At 58.8% G+C, this 19258-nt stretch carries 17 protein-coding genes; 11 read left to right on the top strand and 6 right to left on the bottom strand.

Annotated features, from left to right (window positions below; all coding sequences use genetic code 11):
• Positions 1–2: 2 nt before the first annotated feature.
• From iolE to J7359_RS18130, 4 genes are read left to right on the top strand one after another with little or no spacing between them, the layout of a single operon-like run.
• Positions 3–899 carry a myo-inosose-2 dehydratase gene (gene iolE / locus J7359_RS18145; protein ID WP_247740515.1) on the top strand — a complete coding sequence of 299 codons (897 nt, stop codon included), beginning with the start codon at positions 3–5 and terminating at the stop codon, positions 897–899.
• Complete coding sequence (locus tag J7359_RS18140; protein ID WP_209058751.1) at positions 896–1708, top strand: SDR family oxidoreductase; 813 nt, start codon at positions 896–898, stop codon at positions 1706–1708. The genes iolE and J7359_RS18140 overlap by 4 nt, the downstream gene beginning before the upstream one ends.
• Positions 1709–1710: 2 nt before the next feature.
• Positions 1711–2772, top strand: coding sequence for a sugar phosphate isomerase/epimerase (locus J7359_RS18135; RefSeq protein ID WP_209058749.1), 1062 nt, complete (start codon positions 1711–1713; stop codon positions 2770–2772).
• A gap of 20 nt (positions 2773–2792) precedes the next feature.
• Positions 2793–3926 (top strand): Gfo/Idh/MocA family oxidoreductase, encoded by a 1134-nt coding sequence (locus J7359_RS18130; RefSeq protein ID WP_209058837.1) that lies wholly within the window; start codon positions 2793–2795, stop codon positions 3924–3926.
• Positions 3927–4032: 106 nt separating this feature from the next.
• On the opposite strand, the gene J7359_RS18125 is transcribed toward J7359_RS18130, so the two are convergent.
• Entirely contained in the window at positions 4033–4242 is a 210-nt protein-coding gene (locus tag J7359_RS18125; RefSeq protein ID WP_209058747.1) for a hypothetical protein, read from the bottom strand.
• Positions 4243–4430: 188 nt separating this feature from the next.
• A complete protein-coding gene (locus tag J7359_RS18120) occupies positions 4431–4955 on the bottom strand; it encodes an Lrp/AsnC family transcriptional regulator (RefSeq protein WP_247740514.1) in 525 nt (174 codons plus the stop codon).
• A gap of 63 nt (positions 4956–5018) precedes the next feature.
• Between J7359_RS18120 and J7359_RS18115 the strand changes: the two genes are divergently transcribed.
• From J7359_RS18115 to J7359_RS18100, 4 genes are all read left to right on the top strand, one after another.
• Positions 5019–6191, top strand: coding sequence for an MFS transporter (locus J7359_RS18115; RefSeq protein WP_209058744.1), 1173 nt, complete (start codon positions 5019–5021; stop codon positions 6189–6191).
• 858 nt (positions 6192–7049) lie between these two features.
• Positions 7050–7193, top strand: coding sequence for a VOC family protein (locus J7359_RS18110; RefSeq protein ID WP_209058741.1), 144 nt, complete (start codon positions 7050–7052; stop codon positions 7191–7193).
• Positions 7194–7608: 415 nt separating this feature from the next.
• Positions 7609–8499, top strand: a complete 891-nt coding sequence (locus J7359_RS18105; RefSeq protein WP_209058738.1) for a hypothetical protein — start codon at positions 7609–7611, stop codon at positions 8497–8499.
• The gene (locus tag J7359_RS18100) at positions 8492–11761 is read left to right on the top strand and encodes a DEAD/DEAH box helicase (RefSeq protein WP_209058735.1); all 3270 of its coding nucleotides are present in this window, start codon (positions 8492–8494) and stop codon (positions 11759–11761) included. The genes J7359_RS18105 and J7359_RS18100 overlap by 8 nt, the downstream gene beginning before the upstream one ends.
• Before the next feature lie 92 nt (positions 11762–11853).
• On the opposite strand, the gene J7359_RS18095 is transcribed toward J7359_RS18100, so the two are convergent.
• From J7359_RS18095 to J7359_RS18080, 4 genes are all read right to left on the bottom strand, one after another.
• A complete protein-coding gene (locus tag J7359_RS18095; protein WP_209058732.1) occupies positions 11854–12099 on the bottom strand; it encodes a DUF1413 domain-containing protein in 246 nt (81 codons plus the stop codon).
• 917 nt (positions 12100–13016) lie between these two features.
• Entirely contained in the window at positions 13017–14108 is a 1092-nt protein-coding gene (locus J7359_RS18090; protein WP_209058729.1) for an AAA family ATPase, read from the bottom strand.
• 509 nt (positions 14109–14617) lie between these two features.
• Positions 14618–15592: a siderophore-interacting protein gene (locus J7359_RS18085; RefSeq protein WP_209058727.1), complete on the bottom strand. Its 975-nt coding sequence runs from the start codon at positions 15590–15592 to the stop codon at positions 14618–14620.
• A gap of 52 nt (positions 15593–15644) precedes the next feature.
• Positions 15645–15884, bottom strand: coding sequence for a WGR domain-containing protein (locus J7359_RS18080; RefSeq protein WP_209058725.1), 240 nt, complete (start codon positions 15882–15884; stop codon positions 15645–15647).
• A gap of 321 nt (positions 15885–16205) precedes the next feature.
• Here J7359_RS18080 and J7359_RS18075 point away from each other — a divergent pair, with 321 nt between their 5' ends.
• Genes J7359_RS18075 through J7359_RS18065 form a run of 3 tightly spaced genes read left to right on the top strand, consistent with a single transcriptional unit; the run spans position 16206 to position 19256 of the window.
• Positions 16206–17240, top strand: a complete 1035-nt coding sequence (locus tag J7359_RS18075) for an ABC transporter permease (RefSeq protein WP_209058830.1) — start codon at positions 16206–16208, stop codon at positions 17238–17240.
• Complete coding sequence (locus tag J7359_RS18070; protein ID WP_348524419.1) at positions 17237–18016, top strand: ABC transporter ATP-binding protein; 780 nt, start codon at positions 17237–17239, stop codon at positions 18014–18016. Before J7359_RS18075 ends, J7359_RS18070 begins: the two co-directional genes overlap by 4 nt.
• Before the next feature lie 4 nt (positions 18017–18020).
• Entirely contained in the window at positions 18021–19256 is a 1236-nt protein-coding gene (locus tag J7359_RS18065) for an MlaD family protein (RefSeq protein WP_209058723.1), read from the top strand.
• Positions 19257–19258 lie beyond the last annotated feature (2 nt).

Genomic DNA, 19258 nt, shown 5'->3' with positions numbered 1-19258 from the left:
AAATGCTGCGCTGCAAGCTTGGGATTGCTCCGATCGCGTGGTGGAACGACGATCTGGAAGAGTTGTCAGACGACGTCAGCCTTGAGGAATGTCTACGGCAGGCTTCAGAGGCAGGGTTTACCGGGATGGAGACTGGGCGCCGCTTCCCCATGAACATGACAGAACTAGGTCCAATTCTAGAGCGGTATGGCATGTCGGTCTGTGGTGGCTGGTTCTCGGGGCAGCTACTGGACGGCGACATTGAAGCGGAAAAGGACCGGATCGCAGAGCAGATGGAGTTCTTCATCGCTGCCGGAGCGCCCTGCATCGTCTATGGCGAAACCGCGCGCTCGATCCAGGGTATGCGTTCCCTGCCACTGGCCGCCAAGACGAAGCTGACCGAGGTTGAGATGGCCATCTACGGCCGCAAGATCAGCGACTTTTCCGATTGGTGCGCAAAGCAGGGGATGCCGATCTCATATCACCACCACATGGCGGCAGTGGTCGAAACCGAGGAAGAGCTGGACCTTTTCATGAAGCATTCCTCGGCGCCGCTGCTCTATGACGCGGGACATATGGCCTTTGCCGGCGGCGATGTGATGCGAGTAATCGAGCATCACCATGCCCGCATCAGCCATGTCCATACCAAGGACACCCGGCGTTCGGTGCTTGATGGGCTGGATAGGTCGCAAGAGAGTTTCCTCGACGCGGTGATCAAGGGAGCCTTTACCGTGCCAGGAGATGGTTCCTTGGACTTTGAGGCGATTGTCACTGCATTGGGGGCAAAGGGCTATGAGGGATGGTTCGTTGTCGAGGCCGAGCAGGACCCGGTGGCGAATCCGCCGCTGGATATGGCGAAAAAGGGACAAAAGGAACTGCTGCGCGTGATGGCGTCGGCAGGTTACGAGGTGGTGAAATGAACCGCATTGATGGAAAAGTCGCTGTTGTTACCGGCGGCACCCAGGGACTTGGCGCGTCCATCGCGCGGCTCAGCGCTGAGGCCGGCGCGGCAGGCGTCGTGATCGTTGGGCGTGGCCTCGAAAAAGGGCAGGCGGTCGCCGCCGGAATCGCCGAGGCAACCGGCGTCCCGGTCGAGATGATCGCTGCCGATCTGGGCAAGATCGCGGACGTGCAGGCTGTTATTCCCGCCGCCGAAAAGCGTTTTGGCCGCGTGGACATCCTGGTCAACGCCGCCGGTTTGACCGATCGTGGCAATTTGCTCAACACCACGCCCGATCTCTTCGACCGCATGTTCGCCGTCAACACCCGCGCGCCGTTCTTCTTGATGCAGGATGCGGCCAAGGTAATGATCCGCGAGGGGATCGAAGGCCGCATCGTCAATATCGGGTCGATGTCGGCGCTGGTAGGTCAGCCCTTCCTCGCGCCGTATGCTGGGTCAAAGGGGGCCTTGGCGACTTTGACCCGCCATGCCGGCTTCGCGCTGATGCGGCATCGTATCCATGTTAACCAGCTGGATATCGGCTGGATGAACTCGGATCACGAACGCGCGCTGGTGCTGTCTGAAACAGGAGATGCCGATTTCATCGATCGTGCTGCTGCGCAGAAGCCTTTCGGTCGGATCCTCGACCCCGCCGAGGTCGCACGCGCCGTGTTGTGGATGGCCTCCGACGATAGCGGCATGATGACGGGAGCAGTGATCCCCTTCGACCAGTCCATCCATGGCGGCTACGACGATGCGCCGGTGCCGGCGGCGAAACTGGAGGCATGACGATGCAGACCATCAAGGGGCCAGGCGTTTTTCTGGCCCAATTCGCAGCCGACAACGCCCCCTACAATTCCTTGCCAAGCCTTGCGAAATGGGCGGCTGACAAAGGTTTCAAGGGGGTCCAGATTCCGACTTGGGACACCCGCCTGATCGACATGATGCAGGCGGGCGAAAGCGATGCTTATTGCGACGAGATAAAGGGGCTGCTGGCCGATCACGGCCTCACAATCACCGAGTTTGCCTCACATATCACCGGGCAGCTCGTGGCGGTGCATCCGGCGCATGACGCTATCATGGACAGCTTCGCACCTGAACATGTGCGCGGCAACCCCACGGCGCGCCGGGCTTGGGCCGAGGAACAGCTGCGCTACGCTGCGCGGGCCTCGAAGCGGTTAGGCGTGGACCGGCACGTGACCTTTCCGGGAGCACTGCTTTGGCCCTATCTCTACCCCTATCCGCAATGGCCAGAGGGGCTGGTCGAGGAGGGATTCGACGAGCTGGCAAAACGCTGGACGCCGATCCTCGACGATTTCGATACGTATGGCGTGGATGTCTGCTACGAGATCCATCCCTGCGAGGATTTGCACGACGGCCATAGCTGGGAGTTCTTCCTCAATAAGGTGAAGAACCACCCCCGCGCCAATATCATGTATGACCCCAGCCACTTCGTGCTGCAGGCGCTGGATTACCTAGCCTTCATCGACCACTACCACGACCGCATCCGTGCTTTCCACGTCAAGGATGCCGAGTTCAGACCGGACGGCAAGTCCGGCGCCTATGGCGGCTATCAGCCGTGGAGCAAGCGCGCAGGTCGTTTCCGCAGCCCCGGTGACGGGCAGGTCGATTTCCGAGCGATCTTCACCAAGCTGACCACCTATGGTTTCGACGGTTGGGCAGTCCTGGAATGGGAATGCTTCGTCAAAAACCCCGAGGACGGCGCCCGTGAAGGCGCGCAATTCATCGCGGACCATATCATCCGGGTATCGGACCGCGCCTTCGACGATTTCGTGAAATCCGGCGCCAATCGCGGCGCCAACCAGGCGATGCTCGGACTGGGGGAAGTATGAGCAAGGTTCTGCGTCTTGGAATGGTGGGCGGCGGACAGGGCGCCTATATCGGCAACATTCACCGGCTTGCCTCGCGTCTGGACGGCGCGTGGCAATTGATGGCCGGGGCGTTCGATGTGGACCCCGAGCGCGGCCGCGCCTTCGCGATCTCGCAGGGGCTTGATCCAGCGCGCAGCTATGGCACATATCACGAACTGATCGCGGGCGAGGCTGGGCGTGAGGACAAGGTGGACGCGGTGGCGATCTGCACACCGAACTTCACCCATTACCCGATCGCCAAGGCGCTAATCGATGCGGGTTTCGACGTGATCTGCGAAAAGCCCCTGACCGCGACGCTGGCGGATGCCGTGGCGTTGGAAAAGCTTGCCCGCGACAGCGGTCGCTTCGTCGGCGTGACCTATACCTATTCCGGCTATCCGATGGTGCATGAGGCCCGCGTTCGCATTTGCAATGGCGAGTTGGGCGAAATCCGCACGGTGCAAGTAGAGTATCCGCTCGAATGGATGGCGAACGCCGTCGAGCAGTCGGGCAATGCCCAGGCAGCTTGGCGCACAGACCCCAAAAAGAATGGTCGCGGTGGCTCAATCGGAGATATCGGAACCCATGCCTACCATCTGGCGGGTTTTGTTACCGGGCTGAAGCTGGAAAGCCTAACTGCTGATCTCTCAACCTTCGTTCCCGGCCGCACACTAGATGACAACGCGCATGTAATGATGCGCTATCAAGGAGGTGCGCGAGGCCTCCTTTGGTCTTCGCAGGTCGCCATTGGTAACTCCAACGGCGTGCGTCTGCGCATATTTGGAGATAAAGGCTCGCTACAGTGGTTCCAGGAACAACCGAACGAACTTGTCTTTACGCCTCTGGACGGGTGCGTTCGACTTATCAAGCGCGGCGCTGACAATTTGTCCGAAGATGCTAAACTTCGCACTCGCACACCACCAGGGCATCCCGAGGGTTATCTTGAGGCTTTTGCTAACCTGTATGCTGGTTTCGCTGAAGCTATCCGTGCCCATCAAGAGGGGCGGGAGGTGGGTTTGCTCGGACAGAACCTGCCGCTGGCATATGACGGTCTGAAGGGAGTGGCCTTCGTAGAGGCAGTCGTCGACAGTCACGAGTCACCCAATCAACCTTGGTTGACACCTGTGGCGGTTTGAATGAGGCGGCCTTCAAGAAATTGAGTTGATCAGCCGGCTTGGGGTCTCTGCATCGCGCTACATTTAAGGACCGCGTTCGCTCGCGCGACGGTGGCATCCTCCAATATCAGGCGGAAACGCTCGTCACGCCATGATCGCTGGCGATCATCCGCCAGCCTGAGGCCCATATTCCTCTTGCGACGGTGCGGACGAAATCGGCGGGTGATGTGCTGAGTATCCCGTAGCCGTTTTGCGCGGCGAGTTCGACTCGCTCGCGGAACGGGACCGAGCGAACTTGCCCAAGCCATAATACGCGTTGCTCCTTGTCAAAGAACATCTCCACCCTGCTGCTGACCTGAATCCCATTCGCACGCTGGACGGTTCACATGCCCAGCACAGCCACCCGCAGGGGCCAACCATTTCCTTGTGTGCGGGAAACAGTTGCCTGCCAAGTGGGAGAATGCCCAGCAACCACCATCTGGCTGGCATGGCTGGCTCCTGTCCACACGTGCCCGGGACGTTCGCCTAATCCGGCGACGGACCTCGCTCGAGGAACGTCGAGAGGGCGATGTAACTGCGCACGGAGCGGACGCCTTCGAGGCTCTGGATCTCTATCAGGAAGTTCTCCAGCGATTCGGTATCGGCCGCACGCACCTTCACCAGAACGCAGCCGTCCCCCGCGACGGTGTGGAGTTCCTCGACTTCCGGCCTGTCTGCGAAGGTCAGCAATTCGCGTGTGGCCTTGTAGCTGCTTGTGTCGACCAAGAGGAAGGTCAGCAGCGTGCGGCCGAGTTTGCAGCCGTCCAGAACGGCGATGGTGCCCTTGATGACGCCGTCGCGTTTCAGGCGCTTTACCCTATCATGCACGGCCGGCGCGGATAGATGCACGATCTTGCTGAGTTCGGCATAGCTGCGCGAGGCATCCTCGGCCAGCGCGCCTAATATCCTTCGGTCGATCGCGTCCAGTTCGGCCGGATGGTGACGCACCTGCCGAACCACATCTGTTTCTTTATCTAAGACCGCCATATGGGGTTTATCTCCGAACGTCATGTCTTATCTGGGCAATATAGCCGAACATTGTTCGGGTTGAAACATCGCAATCGGAGACCTTCCATGCCAGTCGCATTGTTCGCGCTGGCGATCGGCGCATTCGGTATCGGCCTGACCGAATTCGTCGTCGCCGGCATCTTGCCGCAGATCGCCCGGGATTTCCGCGTCGACATCCCCGCCGCCGGGCTCATGGCCACCACCTACGCCCTGGGCGTGTTCGTGGGCGCACCTATCTTGACCATCTTGGGTGCGAAAGTTCCACGTAAAACGATGCTTATCGGCCTCGCCGTCATCTTCACCCTGGGCAATGCCGTGACCGCCTTTGCACCTTCGTTGCCCATCGCGCTGGCGGGCCGCATCCTAACGGCGTTCAACCACGGGACCTTCTTCGGCATCGGTTCGATCATCGCTGCGTCACTGGTCGCGAGGGATCGGCAGGCGAGCGCCATCGCCTTCATGTTCTCGGGGCTGACCATGGCGAACCTGATCGGCGTGCCGGCCGGCACCTGGCTTGCGCAGGTCTACGACTGGCGGCTGGTGTTCTGGCTGATCGCGGGGATCGGCCTCGTCACCGCGCTGAGCGTCGCACTATTGGTGCCGCGGATTGAGGCGGGCAAGGCCATTGCACTGAAGGCCGAGTTGCGCGCCTTCATGGACCCACAGGTGCTTCTGGCCATGGGTATTACGATCTTCGGCCCTGCCGCGTTCTTCACCTCAATCACCTATATCGCGCCGATGATGGTCGAGGAGACCGGTCTCTCAGAGTCGGGTGTCTCGCGGATCATGGTTCTGTTCGGTCTGGGGCTGGTAGTCGGCAACTGGATTGGCGGCCGCTTTGCCGACCGTTCGCTGTTCGGAACGTTGTTCGTGACGCTTGTGGCGCAGGCTGCGGTGCTGGTCATCTTCTGGCTCGGCGTCGAAAGCCCGGCCGTGGCTTCGCTCTCGGTGTTCCTGATGGCAGCCTTCGGTTTCGCCACCGTGTCCCCGATCCAGAAACTGGTGATGGAGCGTGCCAGCCGAGCCGGCGCGCCCACCATGGCCGCGTCGGTGAATATCGGCATGTTCAACCTCGGGAATGCGATCGGAGCCTGGGCAGGCGGCGCGACCATCGCTGCCGGGTTCGGCCTGTCCTCGCCAAACTGGGCCGGCGCACTCCTTTCGCTCGTGGCCCTCGGCTTGGCAGTTGTCGCGTGGGCGACGAGCGGAGGAGGCTATACTGCGGTTCTGGCGGAATAGCCTCGGTGTCGAAAGCGCTTGCCGCACCGCGTCGATCTAGGCTTCTTCGGTGGAGGAGTCCGCGCCCTCTTTGAAGCCGATCCCGATCTGTCACGTGCCTTCGTGATGCATCGCATGAGGACCGATGGCACCGAGCTCCGCCGTGAGCTGTAGGAGGGCACCGCATGATCAGACACCCTCAACGACCACGACGGGATCACCCTCGCCGGATGAGGTCCGTGGATGACGCCCAATGTGCCAAAGACCGCGAGACGGAGAGGGGTGCTACAGCGCCAATCCGACATATGCGTGCAACGGCCCGCAATAATCATGGGCCGGATCAGACTGCGAAGATAAGCGCGACCCGGATGAGAGACATCGATCCCATGCGAGAGAACAGATGGAATAGAGCTTGACGCAAATGCCCGAGTAGAGAAGCGGTCGTTGACCGACACGCAACTCTGCATTTATCGCCGTCTTGGCTGAAACAGGTTAGGTGCCGAAAGGTTGGCCCGGCCCCCGCTCAGTGGGTCCTTCCATCGTGAATGTGGCGGCCCGAGCCTATCGAGGTGTTCGCATCGTGCGGACGCCGATAGAAAGGGTATGGACGTATCTCTGTTTTGACACTTGCCGTTGCCGATATCGAGCATTCGCTTTCCCTTTGCCGCGATGCACGGGGACTGCCGACTATCGGCATCATAGGGCGCGAGTTCGAGCATGGTGCGGTCGCTTTCTTCGATCTCTCAGTAGGGCTGAAGCTCGCGATCTGGGCGCAGGATGCGCCTAGTGCATGACACCGGGCTGCCCAAGCATTCGATCCGCTCCACCGCCGTGAGCATCTGACAAAACGTGCTGCGGCGGGCATATGTCGACGGCATCATGCGCACGGCCGAGAGCGCGGGGGCCGAGATAATTAGGACGCCGCAGGATACATTCTACGGCGGTTATCCAGGGTATTTCACCGATCCCGACGGGCATCTGTGGGAAGTGGTCTGGAACCCGCAGATGTTGCCAGCCGACTGAGTCGCATCGACGAATACTCGCTGACCGTCTTTGATCCAGCGAGCCTTTCGGGCTTGAACCTGTCATGCGGCGCTGCGGCTAGTCGCGTGACGAACCGGGAGTGACTACACAGCCCTTCGGCCCAAAACGGCCGCTCGACGCACGACCGGTGCCGCCGCGCACTTCTCCAAACCAGACGTTCGTGCCTGACCCGGCGAAATTGACTAGGGAAAGCCAGCTATGCGGGACCTTCCCGCCTTTCGCCGCGCGTGCTCAATTTACGCTGCTTTGGCGAAGTCACCCGGAAGGTGGGCGGTTTGCGGACGTTCGCTACGTGTGAGAGCTCGCAAGAGCACCTCCTCGTGAACAGACGTCGTTGGCGGAGCTTCATCTTTAAGATGCTTTCTGCCATATGTCGTCAGTATAGAACATTGGAGTGCGTATCTTGCCGTTGGCTCAATCTAAGCGCTCGTCGGTCGAATGCGATCTGAGTGAGTGGTGTATCGAATCGCATAAACGAGAGCAGCTTTTAACGATCTTAGCCTATCTATATTTACAGCAAGGAATGAATGCTCAACGCGTCGTCGCAGCTCTTGACCCACGGGCGCGATCATCGACAAAGAGAGCACTTCCGAACGCGATCAATAAACTCACAGCCCCCAAACCAGGGGACCTCGAACTGATGGAGCACGGCAATGAGGAAGAGCGAGAGAAAGCTAAGAATAGCATAAAGGTATCTATTGAACACAGAGACGGCCATCTCTTTCAGTATTTGTCATGGGTGGCCGCTCGGCTGGCAAGTCCGACAAGTATACTTACCCCGCCACATGTGCGCCAAGCAGACAAGGGATTTGATGGCTTCATAATCGATCTGGATGACGCACAGAAGAAAGTGATGAGAGTCGTTCTGTGTGAGGACAAAGCATCACAGGCCCCACGTAACCTGATCACATCGAGCGTCTGGAAGGAGATAAGCTCTATTTGCGAAGGTGATCGTGAAGACGAGGTTCACTCTTCACTAAATACTCTTCTCAAAGCTGTTCCAGGTCTTTCAGAAGAAGAATTGGAGGACGCAGTCGATACGATCTTCTGGGAGAAGATTAGGCACTTCCGTGTCTCCGTAGCTACTGGAGAAGACCAGCGAGGGAAGAGCGATTTTGCGCAACTCTTTTCCGGCTTTGAAGATGTTGCGTTGGGGGCACTTGAAAGCAGGATTGGAGGCATCCTTCCCTTTACTGACGTTAGAACTGGCCTCGCGGAGTTGGCTGAAGATGTGATTACGAAATTGCAAGAAATCGGATCGGCCACAGGAGATAGCGTTGTTTGATGAAAGTTCACGGCAGCTGATCCGTTCTGCGCCAAGTTTGCCAGGCCTTGATGCCAACGTGCTTGATGAACTGCTCACAGAAGCTCATATCGAGATTGCTACGATCCGAATAGAAAATATTGGAGAAGACGAAACTCGGCGGGAAATTCTCCTTGATAGGATTCGCCGTTTGGCTGCCACCTTTGAAGCTTATGTAGCATTCGGCTTGCAGCCAGATCGGGCAAAAGCGGCAGCATTTGTAGCAGCGAGCGCACATCAGCTCATAGCTGGAGCAACAGACGCCCGAACAGAAGGTCCAACACTGCTCTCCAGCGACGCAATATCATCTTCCATTTCGAGCACACTGCTTTTCCTGATCGCAGATCGCGCGGCGGATGCAGCGGAATCTGCTTCCAAACTCATTGCGGTAGGTGAAGATCATGCAATTCGGCGAGCGTTGATAATCTCGATACGGGAATTTGCGAGGGGCGAGCTCCTCAAGGTCGCTGAACGAGATTTGGAGGGAGAATGGATTGCAGCGGACGACGCCAGACAGCATGCAACAAATCTATTGTTTCGCGAGTGTGCTTACTGCGTTCAAGGTCTCGCTGTAGAAGCCTTGGGTAGAACAGAGATTTCGGAAGACTTGGAAGAGAAGTTGACTCGGGTCATTTCTCTCGCACAACCACACGGCACTGAACTTCCGGAGGGGATCTATGGCCTCATGCACGAACAATATGCGGGGCCACATCATGTTGCTACCCTCTTATTGCGATTATTGCCGAGAGTGAGGCAAACCATGCTTGTGCGCACGCCGGCTCCCGCAGGGGCCAAACCAGTCACTTGGAGAGAGTGGTTGCTGCCTCAAGCCGAAAAAAGGCCATTCCTTTGGACTAACCACTTGCGCGCAATCGCGACTGGATACCTTGACAGTGGCTCCTCAATGGTGATGACAACTCCTACTGGCTCTGGGAAGACCACGTTATCGGTTCTGAAAATTGCAGCTGTCTTGTGCGCCGACAAGAGTGTTGTTTACCTCGCGCCGACCCACGCACTTGTGGATCAGGTGGAATATGACCTGTCGGGTGAAGTTGGAGATATCAAACCTGAAAGCGTCGAAGAGACATTGTTGGAGGAGATTGGAGATCGGCTCCCGCAACTCTCCGTGATGACCCCTGAAAGATGTCTCGCACTATTAGGGTCGGCTCCGGAGCTTTTCGAAAATGTTGGCTTGCTTGTTTTTGATGAATTTCACTTAATTAGCGCAGACAACTTGGCGTCGCCCAAAATCAACTCACGCGCAATCGATGCTATGTTGGCACTGTTGAGCTTCATCAGTTGCCGACAGGATGCTGACCTTCTTCTACTTTCCGCAATGGTCGCAAATGGCGAGGAAATTGCCGCTTGGCTTAGCTCGACCACTGGATCAACAGTCCACTGCTTCGATGACCCCTGGAAGCCGACACGTCAGCTACGCTCATGTGTGATATATGACGACGCCGAAGTCCGAAGTTCGGCGAACGAGACTGCAAAGCTTCCCACACAAACGGAGAGAAACTCGATTCCAGTTAAACCCTATGGGTTGTTTTCTCTCTTGTCTGGCTGGCATCCAAAACGGCCGGAGAAACTTGCGGTGCGTAGATTAACGTCAGCAGCGCCGCCTTTGAAGCGCAAATCGAACGGACGTCATACGTCAAATAGAAATTCTGTCGCGGCACAACTGGCTTCTGATTATGCAGCTCAAGGCAAGCGCGTTATTGTTTTTTGCGCCGACGCGAGAGCATGCGGCAGTATTGCCGATTCCGTAAATGATCAAATTGAGACTGCCGACATCGCGTTGAACATTGATCAACAAGTAATGCGCGATTCAATACTGAAAGATGTTGGCACTTCCGAGGCAGCCTATGAACCCACCGGGCTACGCGCGGGTGTCCATCATGGTGACTTGATTCCTTTGGAACGGAGGTTGATGGAATCTGTCTTTCGCAGCGGCCGCGCCTTGACGGGGCCAAGCCTGGGATTAGAGGTAATTGCTGCAACTTCTACAATCGCTCAAGGTCTCAATTTACCTTGCGACGTGGTCATTCTGGCAGGAACCGATCGAAGCGCTCAAGATGACCCAGGTGGAAACCCGAGAAAAGACCTGCTTCCCCATGAGATTTTGAATGCATTGGGCCGAGCTGGCCGGGCAGCCTATTCCGCAACCGGACTCTCTATTGTTGTGCCAGCCAATCCAATTAGAGTCGACTTTTCGACATTTTCTTTCGGTCAGAATCAAAACCCGCTAAATATTGTATTTTCTGATAAAGATGCGTGCCAGAACATTATAGATCCAGTCAAATTACTACTGGATACTGTAGAAGCAACAGCCAGTTCCGACCCCAAAACTCAGGCAATGATAAGGCGCCTCTCCTCGGTCACGATTGATGGTCAATCGGGTTTTGATGACATCGCGGGAAGATCGTTCGGGTATTTTGTGCGCAAGTCGCAAGATGCGGCCTCTGCCGATTCGTGGCTCCAGTCTCGGCGGACGGCGCTCATCGCAGCGACAGCAATGTTGCAGGACCCTCCTGTGCTTCCTTGGCAGGAGTCATTGGCGGTTCGGAATGGCGTTCCGCCTGAGCTGATTGTTCGCATTGTCAGCCAGATGGGGTCTGCTCCAGTCGACAAAGCCGAAACGGTCGCCTGGGTCACTTGGCTTCTGGATGTCTGTGTAACATCATCCGCAGACTTAATGCTACTCGTTCGAGAAACGTCTCTAAAGACCGTATTTGGGCGTGCTTACACAAATCAAGTGGACAAGGATGCAAGCTCGCTAATCATCTTAGGTGCTTTGAAAGCATTGATCGGGATGTGGTGTGAAGGCAAAACACTTGTCGAGATTGAGACTTGGCTCCTTGCTTTCATTCGCGAACATGAACGACCCGTCATACAGCAAGCTCCCATTCAGAAGCACGCGAACCGTGCTCGACGTTTCTCTATTAGGATACTTCCTGACATTGGCTTTATATGCGGAATACTAAGCCAAATTGTTAACGCAATGGAACTTGAGACTGGGATTGCACCAAATCCCGTAATCGAAATGCTTCAACAGATGGTCAAGGCTGGAGACTTCAATCGACATCATTATTGCCTTCGAATGGAGACGAACAGCACTACACGTGTGGGTTCATATGAGGAGCTCCAAACGATATCGGACGGCTTTTCCACGGACTCCAGTGCTGAACTTGAGACCGTCCTAAATGAGGTTAGACAAGCATTAGCCATAAGAAGCTTTTCATAAATTGGTGACTTTTGACTGATAAGAATGTAGGTCAGCTCTTGTGAAGCTGCGCCTGAGCAAATGACGCTATCAGCAACTGCCGGTTTGGGCCGTCAAACCCGCCGATACCAGTGCTCGGATGGCGATTGGTTGTGGTGTGAATACTCGACGTCCTTGAACTCCCCACCTGTTACCGCTCTACGGAACTGAGTTCCCAGTGCCTTTCGCTGACCAGAGCTGCCGCATTTCTCGAACTCTTCACTTCCACCAAAGAGCGTTCGAAGTGAAAATTGTTGGCCTGCTTGCAGGGTCCCGACCTTTCTCCGTATGTCATTGTTCAACTCGTCGAGTATGGTCATCGTTTTATCTTCCTCGGTAGTCCTGATGACTATAGGGTGAATGTCCGCAATGCGAAAGCGGCGCAGCAGCGTCCCAAGAACTGGCCAATGGCAGCTGTGGGCCGCCCCTACCGAAGCCTTCGTTCTGCGACTGCGAAATGCTGCCCTAGCCTTCCGAAGTAGTTTGGGCTCTTCGCGTCGATCTGGCGCCCTTGTTGGCCGCTTCTGCCGCCAATGTCCGCTTCACTGCGCACCGCTGCCGTTCGCCCAAGGCGCAGCGAAGGTCGGCTCCGACCCTTCCTCGCCCACTCTGAACGTTTGTCTTGCTCGCCACGAATGAGTGCTCCATCGCTCAATGCCCTCACACTTCAAGATGCCACGGGGTCAGCTTTGTCGCGAGTTATGTATAGAATTTCAAGTGCAGCAGATTGAGGGCGCTCAAACTTTCCCACCACCCCCGCATCTTGGCTGGCACCTCTATCGGTGTCGGCGCATGTCGCGCGTCAGCCAGTTGCAGCTGTGGCCCCCACCTTACGCTCTCGAACAGAACCAGGATTGCCGCCGGGATGAACCGCGTCCGCGTCGCATAAATGTGCCGGTCGCCACTTCGGCTTTGCTGGGTGACATGGAAGCGCAGCGGCAAGCCGAGCGTCGTGCGGCTGCCCAAGGTCCGAGGGAATGCAGCCGTCCAGAGCGTTCAGCAGATAGACGGACTTCCATTCCTCCCTTGGCCGTATGGATCATCAAGAGGATCAGATAATCTTCGTTCTTCCGCGGCACCCCAGCCTAGTCTCTAGTCGCGTCTGGCGGATCCAGCGTGAGATCGGTCAGGGTCCTTAAACTCCTCATGAGGTGTCACGTTGGCGGCCTGAACGATAGGTCAGAGTTCATCAACGCGAAGTGATGCATAGTTGTCTTTGTCCGGGGTAGGGGCCTGCTCAATGCAGCATCGGCCTGCTCTCTAAGTCCCTTGCATAGCGCAGCAGACGAACGGCGGCACGTAGGGTCGGTCGCTGTCCGTGACGCACCGCATGGGCAAGCGCAGACACGATTGCTTCGATGCTCGCGTCGGAGAGGGCGTCTCGAGTTCCCTGTCGTCGAACAAATCTGTCCAGATCTGTCGCCGTCGGCTCTTGAAGCCTCGTTGGGGGGCATCGATTGAGTAGGGGCATCGGCAGCTGCCGGAAGTTGTTGCTTGTCAGGATCCACGACATCCAACTCATGTCAAACTTCACCTGAAAGTAGGGGCAACTCCAGCGCCTGGCAGTCATCGGCTCCAAGAGAGGCAGGAGGCCTTCTGCCAGACCAAACGCTTGGCCCTTGCTCGAAACCACTAGTCCGGCCTTTTCGATTTCGTCCACGACGATCACCGGATTGCCGACTTGGGTCTGCAGAACTGTTTCGAGTGCTCGCCCCGGATAAGCTCCGGACCAGCCACGCTGTGATCCAACGATACTGAAGCTGGCATTCTCGCCCGTGGCTTCAATGACAGTCGTGGGGACTGACAAGAGCTCCCCCAATCGCCGCGCCCAGTGGCTTTTCCCGATGCCCGGAGGCCCGTCGAGCAGTAATGGCGGCGCCCGGAACCCAGGCCAGCCTTCGCGCACGGATCGACGCATCGCATGCCAGACGACCTCATTCACTGCGGCCATCCATGGCATCTCGGCGTGAAGTTGGGCGGCTAGTTCGTCAGCCCGGTGCTCAGAGGCAATGGCGATCAAGCGGACACCATCGCGAAGAATTTCCAGACGTGCTCTATCTTCTTTCTTGAGATGGGAAAGGCCGGTGGCCGCTTCGCGACGCTCCATCAAACGGTGTGCACGACGTTGGATGCGCCCGTCATCGTGATCGGACAACAAGTCAGGGAGTTGAAAACCGGCTTCGTCGGACAGTTGTGCAGCTCCTGCACCAGACGCCGATTTCCGCGTCCGGCGCAGTTTCTCAAGATGTTCGGAAAAACGCCTCTCAACGGCATATCTGGTCTCAAGAGGGTTGAAAAAGCGAGCTTCTGTAAAGGCGATCGTCGACATTTTTAGACCTTTCGGCAAAGTTCATCCTCCCGCCAGGTGATCACCCGGGGTTGGAAGTCGCTCAGCTGTATTTCTCTGGAGGCGGAGGAGGCGTGACTAGGAGCTGCTGGTGCCGGGAACTGCGTCGTGCTTCACGGTCCAAGAGCTCAGATGGGATCGCATTTGTTGATGTTTCTGTTCTTGCCGCATGTGACGTCCTATCAGGCGAACTGATGTTGCTGCGGTTGGGGTGCCGTGAAGATGCTGAGACGTCAACAGGCCGGCAAATCCAGTGGGTAGCCGAGGATTGCCGTAAAGACAGAACGCGGCAAAACTATTTAAATGACTGAAGACTATAGCATATCTCGAATGAGGGCAGAGCTAGTGGTCACTAATTGCGCGTGGAATGGTCAGAAATCTGCCCGAATGGTCAATATATCGTAGGTCCGACAATTCTATCTGGGTTCTACATCTTAAATCGGGATAATCTGAATTATGGAACTCAAGTGCCGTACGTCAGCATCATTCGGTCAGCCCCAATATGCGGCCGCGACGAATCCTTGTTTCGGTATTCCACGTTCAAGAAGGTGCTGACGCGCGGCCCGGGCCTGATCGGCCCGGGCCGCGAACCAGACGAAATCGTCATGCGTCAGATCCTGCAGCTTCCGAACACCATCCAACAGATCATCGCTGCGCGTCACGCGGGGATCAGTCACGGCATCGCCAAGATCGTCTGCAGCACAGGACAGGACTGCCCGCACCTCGCCACGCGCCAGTCTCAGCATTCTGACAATGGCGGGTAGCGCAGTCTGATCGCCGAACAGGAACAGCCGTCGCGCATCAGGGCACCAGCCGCCGCCGGGGCCGAGGACGCCGACCTCTGCGCCCACCGGATCGCTGTCGGCCCAATCGCAGGTGGGGCTGCCGGCGTGGCGGAAAATGTCGAACTCCAGCCAGTCGTCCTCCTGCGCCGCGACTGTATAGACAGGTCGGTGCAGCGCGTCAGGCCCTTCGGGCCAGACGGTGCGGCCACTGGCGGCAACGCGTGGCCAGACGGGGCTTCGACCGGCGGGCGGCAGAAGCAGCCGAAAATGCAGGCTGCCAGTGCCGAACCGCGCCGCATCGGGGCCGGTCAGCCGCACACGCAGGAAATTCGGCGTCGTCGGCCGGACCTGACTGACGCGCATCAGGGACAATCCCGGCGCAAGCGCGCCAGTATCGACATGGTCCCATCTCACCTCCAGCCCGGCCTCGGCGAAGATCTGGGTCGCGGTATCGCGAAGACTTCCGATCAATCGCCGTTCGGGCCCGGCAAGATCGACCCGAAGCCCCTGATCCTGCAGGATCAGATGCAGTTCACACCCCCAAAGCATCAAGGAAAGCCGTTCAGGCGTCTCAGACAACGGCGCATCCCATTCAGCGGCGCGCGCCTTCAGTGCCGCAGCAGCCGCGCCCGCGCTTTGTGCAATCAGGCCGGTGCTTCGGAATTTCTGCAGATCTGCCATCGGTCCCCCGGAAACGCGGTCAGGATGTCATCGCTATAACAAAGTCTTTCCGTCAACAATAGCCCCGCCGCAGCTTTCGGTCGCGCCACATCAGCGCCTGCCTGCGCGCATTGACCGGATCGGCAAACCATTCGCGCCGCTCCTGGCCTGTCTTTCCGATGCGACCCCAATGGCGCACCAGAACCGCACCGCCGAACAGATCCGCCGCGATGTCCAGGCTGTAGAAGCGCGCCATGTTCAGCGACGCATCGCGGCGGGTCAGGCACAGGGGCAGTTCAGGTGCATGTTCCATGGAAGAATTGTGGATCGCGCCGATTCGATCGTCCAACGACGATCCTGAATCGTTACCCACAAATCGATTCCGGAACGTGATGAATTGGGCGCGTGGAACTGCATCGCGACCGCTGAAATCCGGGTTTGCGTGACCGCGGCGATTGGCTAGGATGGCAGTCGTCACAGATCGGCAAGAATGCAACGCGGGATCAAGGCGCTGACGAGTCACCAAAATTCCGACGCAGGGCACCAAGCAGGCACCGAAGGTGTGAAACCTGCAGAGTCCCCTGCCAGCGACGATCCAGACCGATCCACCCTGACCCAGTCGCGTCATGGAGACATGCTGGAACTGGCCGGTTCCCTGAATGTCTGGACCTTGCCACAGCTGCCACGCCGTGCGCCGCCGCAGCTTTCGATCGCCATGCTGGAACGCCTGGATACTGCCGGTGCGTGGTATCTGGCCCGCGCCCGACAGCAAGGCAGCCGCCTTCACGGGGGCAGCGCCGCGCAGGCCGGACTTATCGACACCGTGGCCAAGGCGCTGCCCGTCGCCGATGACGTTCCCGCACCGACACCGCGCCTGCGACGGGCACTGGCCGAGACCGGGCGCAACGTGATCGCCGCGCTGGTCTTCTTTCGCGAACTGGCAGAATATCTGGGCCGCTTTCTGGCCGCATTCTGGCGCGGCATCCGCCATCCCTCGCAGTTCCGCCTGACCTCGCTGATCCATCACTGCGAGCAGACCGGCCTGCGGGCCGTGCCCATCGTCACGGTGATGTCGTTCCTGATCGGTGTGGTGCTGGCATTCCAGGGCGCCACGCAACTGCGGCAATTCGGGGCCGAGGTTTTCGTCGTGGACCTGATCGCGATTTCGGTGCTGCGCGAGCTGGGCATTCTGCTGACCGCAATCATCGTCGCCGGGCGTACGGCCTCGGCGCTGACAGCCTCGATCGGGTCGATGAAGATGCGCGAGGAAATCGACGCGATGCGAACCCTTGGGCTGGACCCGGACATGGTTCTGATCCTGCCGCGCATCCTGGCGCTGATCCTGATGCTGCCGATCCTTGGACTGCTGGCCGATCTGTCGGGTTTGCTGGGTGGTGCGATGATGTCGTGGATCACGCTTGGCATTTCGCCTCCGATGTTCCTGTCCAGGCTATCGGATACCGGGGTCGGCAATGTCATCGCGGGGCTGGTCAAGGCGCCGGTCTTTGCCGTCATCATCGGTGTCATCGGATGCCATGCGGGGATGAAGGTCGGCAAGGACGCGGAATCCCTGGGGCGCATGACCTCGGCCGCGGTGGTCAACGCGATCTTTGCCGTCATCGTCGCGGACGCGCTATTCTCGATCCTTTTTGCCGAGATCGGATTGTGAGCGCCGCGAATGTCATCGAGGTGCGCGGGTTGCGGACCCAGTTCGGCGATCACGTCGTCCATGACGGGTTGGACCTTGATCTGCGGCGGGGCGAGATTCTTGGCGTGGTCGGAGGGTCGGGCACCGGAAAATCCGTCCTTTTGCGCAGCATCGTGGGGCTGATCCGACCCCGTGCGGGCAGTATCCGCGTGCTGGGGCGTGATGTCGGCACGCTGTCCGGACCCGCGCGTGAGGCACTGGAACGCCGTTGGGGCGTGATGTTTCAGGACGGCGCGCTGTTTTCGGCCCTGACCGTGCGCGAGAATGTCGAGGTTCCGCTGCGCGCGGTGCCGGGTCTTGCGGACGCGGATCGCCGCGCGCTGGCCGGGCTGAAGGTCTCGATGGCGGGGCTGCCCGTGAAGGCCTGTGATGCCTTTCCGTCCGCGTTGTCGGGCGGCATGCGCAAGCGTGCCGGTCTTGCCCGCGCGCTGGCCCTGGATCCCGAGATCGTGTTTCTGGACGAACCGACCGCCGGGCTGGACCCCATCGGCGCGGATGCCTTTGACCGGTTGATCGTCGCCTTGCGCGACGCGCTGAACCTGTCGGTTTTTCTGGTCACGCACGACCTTGATACGCTGCACAGCTGTTGCGACCGGATCGCGGTTCTGGCGGAAAAGCGTGTGCTGACCAGCGGTACCATGGCCCAGATGTTGCGGATCCAGCATCCATGGGTGCATGAATATTTCCACGGGCCGCGCGCCCGCGCGGCGATGTCGTCGCGACCGAAAGGCGATTAGGCGGATGGAAACCAAGGCGAATTACGTGCTGATCGGCGCCTTCGCGATTGCAGGCTTCCTGGGCATGATCGGGTTCCTGATGTGGTTTTCGAACCTGCAATTGAACCGCCAGTTTGCTTACTATGATGCCTATTTCCCCGAGGTGACGGGGCTGACCGTGTCTTCTCAGGTGCTGTTCGCGGGCCTCAATGTCGGCACGGTGGTCGATATGCAGTTGGCGCCGGACAATTCGGCATCGGTGCGTGTCCGGCTGGAGATGGACGAGGACACCCCGGTTCGCGCGGATTCGCGGGCCTCGATCGAATCCTCGGCGGTCACCGGCATCTCGACCGTCTCGATCACGCCGGGAACCGGCACCGCCCCGTTGCTGCGTGAGGCGTCGTCGGAATCGGTGCCGGTGATCCTGTCCGGTCGTTCGACGCTGCAGACATTGGGCGAACAGGCCCCGCAACTGCTGACGCGGCTGAACGTGCTTGCCGCGCAGCTGACGACGCTGCTGGGGGACGAAAACCAGGCGCGGGTCGCCCAGATTCTGACCAATGTCGAACGATCGACCGGCAATCTGGACCAGACCATGGCGGATGTGTCGAAGGCGACCGAGGCCGTGTCGGCAGCCGCGACAGATCTGGCTGGCTTCGGCGATCGGCTGCAGGATCTCAGTCAGTCCGCCGACAAGACGCTGACCCAGGTCTCTGGCGCGGCGGAAGAGGCGCGAACCGCACTGGCCGGCGTCAATGGCTATGTCAGCGAAGATCTGACACCGCTGACCAATCAGTTGCAGGTCAGCGTGGCGGCTCTGCAGGGCGATCTGTCCCGGCTTGCGGGCCGTGCCGATACGACGATCGACAAGCTGGACCGAGCGCTGGATACCACGACCGGAACCTTTGATGCCGCGGGTGCGGTGATTGCGGATCTGGGTCCGGTCTTTGCGGATCTGCGCCAGACGCTTGGCCGTCTGGACGACGCGCTGGCCGGCCTGCCGGATGATGTTCCGCTGATCGCAGCGCGGTTGCGCGATGCGGCGGAATCTGCCGCCGGCGCCTTCGATTCCCTGCGCGCCATGCTGGACAGCTCGCGCCGGCCGGTGCAGGCTTTCACGCGCGACGCGCTGCCGCAATTCTCGCGCCTGTCGCAGGAATTGCGAGGACTTGTCGCGAATATGGATCAGCTTGTCTCGTCGCTGAAACGAAATCCCGCGCAGATCCTTCGGGGTCAGCCCACGCCAGAATTCCGTCGCTGAGG

The organism is Paracoccus sp. R12_2 (assembly GCF_017744015.1).
In the GTDB taxonomy this organism is placed as follows: Bacteria; Pseudomonadota; Alphaproteobacteria; order Rhodobacterales; family Rhodobacteraceae; genus Paracoccus.
Note: the sequence above shows the minus strand (reverse complement) of the source record. Positions and strands in the feature narration are given on the sequence as shown.

Excerpts from the sequence above, each read along its gene's own strand:
- J7359_RS18110 (WP_209058741.1), top strand. The coding sequence starts at position 7,050 with ATGCGCACGGCCGAGAGCGCGGGGGCCGAGATAATTAGGACGCCGCAG.
- J7359_RS18080 (WP_209058725.1), bottom strand. The coding sequence starts at position 15,884 with ATGGAACATGCACCTGAACTGCCCCTGTGCCTGACCCGCCGCGATGCG.
- J7359_RS18075 (WP_209058830.1), top strand. The coding sequence starts at position 16,206 with ATGCTGGAACTGGCCGGTTCCCTGAATGTCTGGACCTTGCCACAGCTG.
- J7359_RS18085 (WP_209058727.1), bottom strand. The coding sequence starts at position 15,592 with ATGGCAGATCTGCAGAAATTCCGAAGCACCGGCCTGATTGCACAAAGC.
- J7359_RS18090 (WP_209058729.1), bottom strand. The coding sequence starts at position 14,108 with ATGTCGACGATCGCCTTTACAGAAGCTCGCTTTTTCAACCCTCTTGAG.
- J7359_RS18125 (WP_209058747.1), bottom strand. The coding sequence starts at position 4,242 with ATGTTCTTTGACAAGGAGCAACGCGTATTATGGCTTGGGCAAGTTCGC.
- iolE (WP_247740515.1), top strand. The coding sequence starts at position 3 with ATGCTGCGCTGCAAGCTTGGGATTGCTCCGATCGCGTGGTGGAACGAC.
- J7359_RS18120 (WP_247740514.1), bottom strand. The coding sequence starts at position 4,955 with ATGACGTTCGGAGATAAACCCCATATGGCGGTCTTAGATAAAGAAACA.
- J7359_RS18130 (WP_209058837.1), top strand. The coding sequence starts at position 2,793 with ATGGTGGGCGGCGGACAGGGCGCCTATATCGGCAACATTCACCGGCTT.
- J7359_RS18135 (WP_209058749.1), top strand. The coding sequence starts at position 1,711 with ATGCAGACCATCAAGGGGCCAGGCGTTTTTCTGGCCCAATTCGCAGCC.
- J7359_RS18065 (WP_209058723.1), top strand. The coding sequence starts at position 18,021 with ATGGAAACCAAGGCGAATTACGTGCTGATCGGCGCCTTCGCGATTGCA.
- J7359_RS18140 (WP_209058751.1), top strand. The coding sequence starts at position 896 with ATGAACCGCATTGATGGAAAAGTCGCTGTTGTTACCGGCGGCACCCAG.
- J7359_RS18095 (WP_209058732.1), bottom strand. The coding sequence starts at position 12,099 with ATGACCATACTCGACGAGTTGAACAATGACATACGGAGAAAGGTCGGG.
- J7359_RS18115 (WP_209058744.1), top strand. The coding sequence starts at position 5,019 with ATGCCAGTCGCATTGTTCGCGCTGGCGATCGGCGCATTCGGTATCGGC.